Source organism: uncultured Rhodococcus sp., assembly GCF_963525155.1.
GTDB classification, from domain to species: Bacteria; Actinomycetota; Actinomycetes; order Mycobacteriales; family Mycobacteriaceae; genus Rhodococcus_F; species Rhodococcus_F qingshengii.
On the sequence record NZ_CAURKP010000259.1, the window covers coordinates 1 to 5,783 of the forward strand.

Here is a 5,783-nt window from a genome sequence, read left to right on the forward strand (position 1 = left end):
AGCGCTTCGCGCTGCCGTCCGTCAAGCGCATCAGCTTGTCGCCCTCGACTCCGTCAGCGCGGATCTCGTCGGCGAACTGTGAGATGTTGTCCAGAACCTGACCCATGATCTTTCCGCCTCCACTGATAGTCGATCAACGACCATTAAAGTAGAACACGTTCTAGAAACTTGCGGAAGTGAAATGGCCGACATTTCTTACACTCACACGGTCTGCAGTTCCGACGGGAGTTCGACGGCGTCGCTACCCGAGGCCGCAAGCAACTGTGCGTATCGCCCACCTTGTTGCACAAGTTCGTCGTGGGTGCCCTTTTCCACAACCACGCCCTGGTCGAGGACCGCGATGAGATCCGCATCTCGAACCGTGGAGAGTCGGTGCGCTACAACAAGAGTGGTGCGTCCGACCATCAGCTCGTCGAGCGCGTCCTGCAACGCACGTTCAGTGCGATTGTCCAAGGCGCTCGTCGCCTCGTCGAGGACGAGGATCGGCGGATTCCGCAGGACTGTGCGCGCGATCGCTATGCGCTGTTTCTCACCGCCGGAGAATCGGTAGCCGCGCTCGCCGACCATGGTGTCGTACCCGTCGTCGAGACCGGAAATGAACTCGTGGATCTGCGCGATGCGCGCTGCCTGCTCGATCTCGGCGTCCGTGGCGTCGGGTTTCGCGAACCGAAGGTTCTCACGAATCGTCGTGTGGAAGAGATACGTCTCCTGCGACACCACACCTACCAGGTCGGAGACCGTCGCCAGATCGAGGTCCCGCAGATCGACGTCATCGATTCTCACCGATCCCGCAGTCGGGTCGTACAGACGTGCGGCCAAGTATCCGAGAGTGGTCTTGCCCGAACCCGTGGAGCCGACAAGCGCCAAGGTTCCGCCGGCCGGGACCGTGAGGTCGATGTTGTCGAGGGTCTTGCTGTCGGTTCCCGGGTACGAGAAGTCGACATGGTCGAACCGAAGTTCGCCGGACATCTTGGTGCGGTCGAAGCTCTTCGACTCTTCCGGATCCGCGATGTCGATCGGCAGATCCAGGTACTCGAACACGCGACTGAACAGGGCCATGGAACTCTGCACCTCGACGCCCGTGTTGAGCAGCATCATGGTGGGACGGAACAATTGTGTTTGCAGCGTGGTGAATGCGACGAGGGTGCCGACGGTGATGGTGTTGCCGTGATCGAGAGTGAAACCGGCAAACCAGTAGACCAGTGCAGGCATGGCTGCGAAGGTGATCGACATGGTCGCCATGCGCCACTTGCCGGCCATCATGGCTCGGAGTTCGACGTCTGCGACTTCCGCTGAACGCTCGGTGAATCGATCCGTAAGAGCCGACTTCGCGCCGGTCGTCTTGCCGAGGAGAATGCCACTGACGGAGAGAGATTCCTCCACCTGGACCGACAGATCACTGAGTAGCTTCTGCCGCTTACCCGAGATCTTGCGGCGCTCGTCACCGATCTTGCGTGCGATACGGATGAACACCGGCAAGATCGCCAGCGAGAAGATGGCAAGCCGCCAATCCAGAAGGAACAGAGCAACAATGGTGGCTGCCACGGTCGTTGCATTCTGCGCGATGGATGTTGCCGTGTTGGTGACCACCGACTGCATACCGCCGATGTCGTTGGCAATACGCGACTGAACTTCTCCGGTTCGGGTTCGAGCGAAGAATCCGAGCGACTGATTCTGCAGATGCGAGTAGACCCGCACGCGCAGTTGGTGCATCAGTTTCTGGCCGATGCTGTTGGACATCCAAGTCTGCGCCACGCCGAGACAGCTCGTGATCACGGCAATGGCGATCATGCCGATGGCCAGAACGCTGACGAGTCCGAGGTTCTTGTCCGGGATCGCCTTGTCGAGCATTTCGCGTAGGAGCAGCGGACTGCCCAACGCCACGATCGCGCTGAGTGTGATGACCGCGGTGACGATGGCGATCTGAGTTCGATACGGCGCGAACAGTCCGAGTACGCGCTTTGCCGGTACGGATTCCGCCGGAGTGATCTCGACAGCGGATCGTTCGATGTTTCGCATGTGATCTGGTTTCACGTTCTACCTCCTGGAGGCTTTCTCACCCTAGTTTCATATTGATGAGGTTACCTCACTATGAGGCTGACACCAACAACGCTAGACTGACGCCATGCATTCCCGAGAGCGCGAACTCACCGACGTCGTGATGTCCGTGGCACGGCTCATCCGCCGACGCCAAGTGGCAGCGCTGGAACCATTCGGCCTCTCGCCGTCGCAAAGCCGAGCGCTGCGAGTACTGACCCGAGTGGGCGAGCCGGTTCGACTCGGGTTTCTTGCCGAGCGATTGCGCATCGTTCCGCGGTCGGCGACCGACGTCGTGGATTCCCTCGAAGAGGCCGGATGGGTGCGCCGCACTCCCGATCCGAACGATCGGCGAGCTGTATTACTCGAGCTCACCGACGCCGGCGCTACCCTCGCTGCCGACGTCGCGAAAGCTCAACGACGCGAATCCTCGGATGTGTTCGACGACCTCGACGAATCGGAGCGAGCAATTCTCACCGAACTTCTCGAGCGAGTGGACGCGGGGCACGACTCTCGGCCCCGCGACTGCCCGAAACCTTCGGTGTGAGTCCTCACGCAGCGACGGTGTCGACTGCGTCCTCGACATTCTCCGCCGACGTCGGCTTGCTCTGACGCTCGATCTTCGAGATGCAACGAGCAAGGTCCGCGCCTACCGCAGTCGCCCGTAGCTCGAGATCGGAACGAGGCACACCCTCTTTGGTCGTGTACTCGTTGGTGCGCAACTCCCCCGCCACCATGACCGGATCACCCTTCATGATGGATGCGCCGACGCCGGTGACCAACCGCCGCCAGCAACTCACCGTGAGATAGAGGGTCGCTCCGTCCGTCCACTCTCCGGTCACCGCGTCTTTGCGACGCGTGTTGCTCGCCATCCGAAAGCTCAGCACCTCTTCGCCATTGGTGGTCTGCCGCTTCACCGGATTGGTGATGACGGTTCCGACAACCGTTGCATGCGTTTCGTACATGTCCGATCCCCCTTCGAACTCCAGAACCCGCCAACTGCCGCGGGGCCGATCACTGCGTCGGCAGTTTCGATTGTGGAACGGCAAACGCCCGGCTCGGGATCTTCGATTTCCACCTGTGCATCGGTGGAACAGCTGTGGAGAAACAGCACTGCCCGGACCGAATGGCCCGGGCAGTGTCGGAGCTAAGTGCTAGTGGAGGATTCGTCGGATTTCTTCTCGCTGGGTGTCCCGTCCGCAGAGTCCCCGCTTGTAGTCTCCGCGTCAGCAGCCTCACGGGGTTTCCACCCTTCGCGGTCCCGCCTGGCCAATTCGGCGAACATGGCGTTGTGAGCAGCGAGGTCGGCGTCGTGGTCACGCTCGGCCGCACGGTCGGTTCGGCGCGCTGTCCTACCATCACTGCGCGACCACTGAACCAGCAGCGCGAGCATGACCACCATGAGTGGGATCTCGCCGGTCGCCCACGCGATGCTGCCGCCCAGCTGCTGATCGCCGATCAGATCGTTGTTCCAGCCGAGGCCGAGCGAACGGAAGTACGCGCCGCCCATGACGGCGGTAGTGCTCATCAATGCCACGCCGAAGAAGGCGTGGAACGGAAGTGAGCCGAAGACCATTGCCAGCTTGGTCACCGGCTGCAATTGGCGCGGTGACGGGTCGATTCCGATCGCCACCCAATAGAAGAGATAGCCACTGAGGATGAAGTGCAGATTCATGAGCAGGTGAGCACTGTGCGAGTCGACGGTAGCGCCGTAGATTCCGCCGAGGTAGAGCGCGTAGAAGCCGCCGACAAAGAGAACTGCCGCCACAATCGGGTGGGTGATGAATCGCGAGAACGGGCTGTGCAGCGCGGTCAGAATCCACTCGCGAATGCCGGGCACGCCGTCCTTGCCTGCCGGATCCAGGGCCCGCAGAGCCAAAGTGATCGGCGCACCCAGAACCAGCAGGACTGGGCCCAACATCGACAGCGCCATGTGCGCACCCATGTGAACGCTGAAGACTGCCGGTGCGTATTTGCCGACGCCCGACGACGTGGCGATCAGGAGCACCGCACAACCGCTCATCCAGGCGATGGTTCGGCCGACAGGCCAGGAATCCCCACGCTTGGCCAGCTTGCGAAGGCCGATGCCGTACAGAATCGCCGCAGCAACGGCGGCGGTGCCGAACATGAGGTCGAATCGCCAGTCCGTCACGAAGGCCATGAACGACGGCGGGTCCGGAAGGTTGTAACCGAGTTCGACCTCGGGAATCGAGGGAATCGACAGCGGAGGGGGCGGCGGGGTACGACCGAGGCCGATCGCGAGGCCGATGGTTGCCGCCATCACGATGCCTTCAGCGCCGGCAAATCGAATCAGGGCAGAGCGACTCTTCGGATTCTCCGCCAGCGCCGGTAGCGCCCGACTCCGCTGAGCCCAACCGAAGAACCCGAGGATGATCAGTGCAACTGTTTTCGCGACGATCAATCGTCCATACGTCGTGGTGAAAACGTCGTCGAGAGGCAGACGGACAATCGCGTTGATGACGCCGCTGAATCCCATGACGACGAAGCAGATGGATGCGACCGTCGAAAAGCGTCGGGCTGCTACGTCGGTGTAATCGCCGCCGCGGCGCGCGTGTGCCAGTAGCGCGAACAACCCGCCGGCCCAGAGCGAAGCCGCCACGAGGTGCAGGATCAGACTATTGGTAGCGATGTCATGCGAGCCGCCCGAAGACGAGTGACCGGTGAGAGCAAGCGGCATCAGTCCGAGGAGACCGACCAGCAGCAGGAGCGGAGTCCACCACCAGCGCAGTGTCAGTCGGGCCAGGATCGCCAGAACAACCGCGATGATCGCCGTCCAACGCCAAGCGCCGGCGATCTCGACCTGATCGAGTCCCGACCACAGGTTCGCCGGTTTGATCGCTTCGGCAAACGGCTGACCCGATGTGTCGGAGAGCGTCAGAGGCACCATCATGAACGAACAGATCGCCCACACGATCGCGGCGTGCGATGCAGTTCGGACTGCCCGATAGCCGTCGACGTCGAGGACGCCCGACTTCTGCGGCGGCACGAAGAACGCGGCCAGCAGCAGTGACCCGATCGCGATGACCGCGGCGATCTCCCCCAGTGCACGCATCGCGGGGAGGCCGTACGTGGTGATCGGACCTGGATCCGGGATGCCCAGAAGAGTCAGTGCCTGCGACGCGGAGAATCCCACCACGATGGCTGCGGTGAGCCCTGCGATGAGTCCACTGACCACGAATATCGCGGTCGAAGAAGCGGGTGCACCGCTGTGCTGTGTGGACTCCGGTGGGGAATCTGTCGGCGCGAGGTCGGGTGTAGCCATACCTCAAGGGTAGGACCTTCGCGAACCGACTACGACAACGCGTCGGAGTTGGGCGGCGCGCGTCACATCCCGAACCCTCGAGTATGATGTTCCACGCGCCTCCGTAGCTCAGGGGATAGAGCAAGAGCCTTCTAATCTCTTGGTCGCAGGTTCGAATCCTGCCGGGGGCACCACAAGATTTGATTCACGGATAGTCACACTGCGTGGACGAGCGGCCACTGGGCAGAGCAGTCCGATACGGACCGAAACCTAGCCCACAAATTACGTGCCGTCCGCAGTAATCTGCCACGCATGAAGAAGGCACTTCCGAAGACCCTGAAGTCAATCGCCCGGACCGTTGGAATCCTGGCACTCGCGATCGTCCTTGTATCCGTCGTCGAGCGGTTCACCGGCGCACACCAACCGACGACCGGTCCCGCGTCGTTGACCGGACCCGACCAATCGTTGTAGCCCTTCCCTGTGA

General features: G+C 61.8%; 4 protein-coding genes and 1 tRNA gene. 2 read left to right on the forward strand and 3 right to left on the reverse strand.

The window, feature by feature from the left end:
- Positions 1-201: 201 nt before the first annotated feature.
- On the reverse strand, positions 202-2,019 hold the full coding sequence (locus RWT78_RS27515; RefSeq protein WP_054801009.1) for an ABC transporter ATP-binding protein: 1,818 nt from the start codon (positions 2,017-2,019) through the stop codon (positions 202-204).
- 106 nt (positions 2,020-2,125) lie between these two features.
- Here RWT78_RS27515 and RWT78_RS27520 point away from each other — a divergent pair, with 106 nt between their 5' ends.
- Entirely contained in the window at positions 2,126-2,584 is a 459-nt protein-coding gene (locus RWT78_RS27520; RefSeq protein WP_030537583.1) for a MarR family winged helix-turn-helix transcriptional regulator, read from the forward strand.
- Between the two features lie 4 nt (positions 2,585-2,588).
- Here the strand turns inward: RWT78_RS27520 and ssb are convergent, their stop codons facing one another.
- Positions 2,589-3,002, reverse strand: a complete 414-nt coding sequence (ssb, locus tag RWT78_RS27525) for a single-stranded DNA-binding protein (RefSeq protein ID WP_007733347.1) — start codon at positions 3,000-3,002, stop codon at positions 2,589-2,591.
- A 182-nt stretch (positions 3,003-3,184) separates the two neighbouring features.
- Entirely contained in the window at positions 3,185-5,320 is a 2,136-nt protein-coding gene (locus tag RWT78_RS27530; protein WP_037132093.1) for a cytochrome c oxidase assembly protein, read from the reverse strand.
- Positions 5,321-5,417: 97 nt separating this feature from the next.
- Between RWT78_RS27530 and RWT78_RS27535 the strand changes: the two genes are divergently transcribed.
- Positions 5,418-5,493 (forward strand) — tRNA-Arg (locus RWT78_RS27535).
- Positions 5,494-5,783 lie beyond the last annotated feature (290 nt).